At 66.2% G+C, this 3,828-nt stretch carries 5 protein-coding genes; 4 read left to right on the top strand and 1 reads right to left on the bottom strand.

Annotated features, from left to right (window positions below; translation table 11 throughout):
* Nucleotides 1-425: fasciclin domain-containing protein (locus AC1D01_RS24485; protein WP_477870982.1), on the bottom strand; the 425-nt coding region annotated here is incomplete at its 3' end.
* Between the two features lie 215 nt (nt 426-640).
* Between AC1D01_RS24485 and pstS the strand changes: the two genes are divergently transcribed.
* The 4 genes from pstS to AC1D01_RS24465 all read left to right on the top strand — a co-directional run.
* Entirely contained in the window at nt 641-1,678 is a 1,038-nt protein-coding gene (gene pstS, locus AC1D01_RS24480; RefSeq protein ID WP_477870980.1) for a phosphate ABC transporter substrate-binding protein PstS, read from the top strand.
* A gap of 109 nt (nt 1,679-1,787) precedes the next feature.
* The gene (gene pstC, locus AC1D01_RS24475; RefSeq protein WP_477870978.1) at nt 1,788-2,765 is read left to right on the top strand and encodes a phosphate ABC transporter permease PstC; all 978 of its coding nucleotides are present in this window, start codon (nt 1,788-1,790) and stop codon (nt 2,763-2,765) included.
* Complete coding sequence (pstA, locus tag AC1D01_RS24470) at nt 2,762-3,625, top strand: phosphate ABC transporter permease PstA (protein ID WP_477870976.1); 864 nt, start codon at nt 2,762-2,764, stop codon at nt 3,623-3,625. Before pstC ends, pstA begins: the two co-directional genes overlap by 4 nt.
* A gap of 18 nt (nt 3,626-3,643) precedes the next feature.
* Nucleotides 3,644-3,828 (top strand): ATP-binding cassette domain-containing protein (locus AC1D01_RS24465; RefSeq protein ID WP_477870974.1); only part of this gene is annotated, 185 nt, incomplete at its 3' end.

The raw sequence follows: 3,828 nt of genomic DNA, 5'->3' as shown, positions 1-3,828 counted from the left end.
AGGTCGGCCTGCGTCACGACGGCGTCCTCGACCGTCACGAACGTGCCGGATTTCGACAGCGCGAGGTTGCCGCCCTGCAGCGTCTTGGCCGGGCCGTTCTTGATGTCGGCCGAGGTCAGCTGGCCGGGCACCACGTGGTAGTTCAGCAGGGCGACCAGCGCAGCCTTGTCCTTGGCCAGGTTTTCCATCGTCTTCGCCGGCACGGCCTTGAACGCGTCGTTGCTCGGCGCGAACACGGTGTACGGGCCGGGGCCGCTCAGCGTGGCGGCGAGGCCGGCGTCGCCGATCAGCTTGTTCAGCGTCGACAGCTCGGGCGTCGTCGCGGCGACTTCGGCGACGGTCTTCGGGGCCGGGGTGGTGGCACAGCCGGCGGCCAGCAGGGTCAGCGCGGAGGTGGCGGCGATCAGCCAGGTTCTCTTGTTCATCGAAGGGGTCCTTCAGGGGTTGGGATGGCTGGCGGGCAGCATATGGATCGCATGTGACAGGGCCGTGAATCCTTCATGACAACCCGGTTTGCCGGGCGTCAGCGCCAATTTCGCGGCTGCCGGCCAGGCTGGATGACAGCGGTGTCACCGCCTTGTCACACAGGACTTTTACAGTCCCGGGCATTCCTCCAGCCAGTACCTGAAAGGTGCGCCCCATGAACCTCAAGTCGTTCCGGTCCGTTGCCACCCTGGTGGCTGTCAGCGCGGTGTCGTCGATCGCCTTCGCTCAAGACATCACCGGCGCCGGTGCCACGTTCCCGGCTCCGCTGTACGCCAAGTGGGCCGAGGCCTACAACAAGGCCAGCGGCGCCCGCATCAACTACCAATCGGTCGGCTCGGGCGCAGGCCTGAAGCAGATCCGCTCGAAGACCGTCGACTTCGGCGCCTCCGACATGCCGCTGAAGGACGACGAGCTCGCCAAGGACGGCCTGGTGCAGTTCCCCACCGTGATCGGCGGCGTCGTGCCGGTCGTCAACATCAAGGGCATCCAGCCCGGCCAGATCAAGCTGACCGGTCAGGCGCTCGGCGACATCTACCTCGGCAAGGTCACCAAGTGGAACGACCCGTCGCTGGCCGCGCTGAACCCCGGCGTGCCGCTGCCGGACGCCGCGATCTCGGTGGTGCGCCGCGCCGACGGCTCGGGCACCAGCTTCATCTTCACGAACTACCTGTCGAAGGTGAACGCCGAGTGGAAGGACAAGGTCGGTGAGGGCACCGCCGTCAACTGGCCGACCGGCGCAGGCGGCAAGGGCAACGAAGGCGTCTCGTCGTACGTGCAGCGCCTGCCGAACTCGATCGGCTACGTCGAGTACGCCTACGCGAAGCAGAACAAGATGTCGTACGTGCAGCTGAAGAACAAGGACGGCAACTTCGTGTCGCCGGACGACGTGAACTTCAAGGCCGCCGCGGCCGGTGCCGACTGGAGCAAGACCTTCTACCAGGTGCTGACCGAGCAGGCCGGCAAGGATGCCTGGCCGCTGACCGGCGCGACCTTCATCATGATGCAGAAGTCGCAGGACAAGCCGGTGCAGGCCACCAACTCGCTGAAGTTCTTCGACTGGGCCTACGCCAACGGCGACAAGATGGCTGCCGATCTCGAATACGTCTCGCTGCCCGACGCGGTGAAGGCGCTGGTCCGCAAGCAATGGGGCGAGATCAAGGACGCTTCGGGCAAGGCCGTCGCGGTCAAGTAATTCCCGCTGCTCACTCACGGCGGCGAGCACCTCCGGGTCTCGCCGCCCTCGCCTGGATGGAGGAAACGTGGCCGCTACACTCCCCGCATCGCACTACAACAAAGACGAGATGCAACGCTCCGATCCCCTGGGGCAGCCGCCCTCGGCCCGCCGTTCTGCACCGTGGGCCGACACGGTCTTCTCGCTGCTGGCGCACGGCGCCGCCATTCTCACGCTGCTGCTGCTCGCCGGCATCATCGTCTCGCTGGTGATCGGCGCCGCGCCGGCCATCCGCGAGTACGGCCTGAGCTTCCTGTGGCGCAGCGAATGGGATCCGGTGAAGGATCAGTACGGCGGCCTCGTGATGATCTACGGCACGCTCGCCACCTCGGCGATCGCGCTGCTGATCGCGGTGCCGGTGAGCTTCGGCATCGCGCTGTTCCTGACCGAGCTGTCGCCGAACTGGCTGCGCCGCCCGCTGGGCGTCGCGATCGAGTTGCTGGCCGCGGTGCCGTCGATCGTCTACGGCATGTGGGGCCTGCTGGTGTTCAGCCCGGTGCTGTCGGAGTACGTGCAGCAGCCGCTGCAGCGCGTGCTCGGCGACGTGCCGTTCTTCAAGGGCCTGGTCTCGGGCGCGCCGGTGGGCATCGGCATCCTGTCGGCCGGCATCATCCTCGCGATCATGATCATCCCGTTCATCGCCGCGGTGATGCGCGACGTGTTCGAGGTCACGCCGGCGATGCTGAAGGAATCGGCCTACGGGCTCGGCTCCTCCACCTGGGAGGTGGTCTTCCGCGTCGTGCTGCCGTACACCAAGACCGGCGTCATCGGCGGCATCATGCTGGGGCTGGGCCGCGCGCTCGGCGAGACGATGGCGGTCACCTTCGTGATCGGCAACGCGAACCAGCTGAACGGGCCGTCGCTGTTCGAAGCCGCCAACAGCATCACCTCGGTGCTGGCCAACGAATTCGCCGAGGCGAGCGAGGGCCTGCACCAGGCCTCGCTGCTGTACCTCGCGCTGGTGCTGTTCTTCATCACCTTCGTGGTGCTGTCGATGTCCAAGCTGCTGCTCGCGCAGCTCAAGAAGGGTGAAGGGGGCCGCTCATGAGCGCCGTGATCGATGCCGGCCGCCTGGCCAAGGCGCGCAGCCGCCGCCGTATCAACGCGGTGGCCCTCACCCTGTCGATGGCCGCGATGGCCTTCGGCCTGTTCTGGCTGATCTGGATCCTGATCGAGACCTTCCGGCTCGGCGTCGGTGGCCTCACCTGGACGGTGCTGACCGAGATGACGCCGGCCCCGCAGGCCGAGATCGGCGGCCTCGCCAATGCGATCTACGGCTCGATGCTGATGGTGTCGCTGGCCACGCTGGTTGGTACGCCGATCGGCGTGCTCGCGGGCATCTACCTGGCCGAGTACGGACAGAAGACCTGGCTGGGTAGCGCCACGCGCTTCATCAACGACATCCTGCTGTCGGCGCCGTCGATCGTGATCGGCCTGTTCATCTACGCGGTGATCGTCGCGCGCTTCAAGACCTACTCCGGCTATGCCGGCGTGCTGGCCCTGGCGCTGATCGTGATCCCGGTCGTGATCCGCACCACCGAGAACATGCTGTCGCTGATCCCGCATGCGCTGCGCGAGGCGGCCTATGCGCTCGGCACGCCGAAGTGGAAGGTGATCTCCAGCGTCACGCTGAAGGCGGCCCGCGCCGGCGTGATGACCGGCGTGCTGCTCGCCTTCGCCCGCATCGCCGGCGAGACCGCGCCGCTGCTGTTCACCGCGCTGTCGAACCAGTTCTGGTCGAGCAACCTGTCGGGGCCGATGGCCAACCTGCCGGTCACGATCTTCAAGTTCGCGATGAGCCCGTACGAGAACTGGCAGAAGCTCGCCTGGGCCGGCGTGTTCCTGATCACCCTCGGCGTGCTCGCGCTGAACATCTTTGCCCGTGTGGTCTTCCGCAACAAGCACTAGAGAACCAGAAAGAACGACATGGACGTCAAAGTCGAACTCCCGGTGACCGAGAAGGCCAAGATCTCGGTGCGCAACCTGAACTTCTATTACGGCAGCTTCCATGCGCTGAAGCGCATCAACCTCGACATCCCCGAGAAGAAGGTCACCGCCTTCATCGGCCCGTCGGGCTGCGGCAAGTCGACGCTGCTGCGCACCTTCAACCG

The organism is Rhizobacter sp. P3_B12, from assembly GCF_056402895.1.
This window is presented reverse-complemented; position numbering and strand designations above follow the sequence as displayed.

Coding starts and splice junctions, on each gene's coding strand:
- pstC (WP_477870978.1), top strand. CDS start 1,788: ATGCAACGCTCCGATCCCCTGGGGCAGCCGCCCTCGGCCCGCCGTTCT.
- pstS (WP_477870980.1), top strand. CDS start 641: ATGAACCTCAAGTCGTTCCGGTCCGTTGCCACCCTGGTGGCTGTCAGC.
- pstA (WP_477870976.1), top strand. CDS start 2,762: ATGAGCGCCGTGATCGATGCCGGCCGCCTGGCCAAGGCGCGCAGCCGC.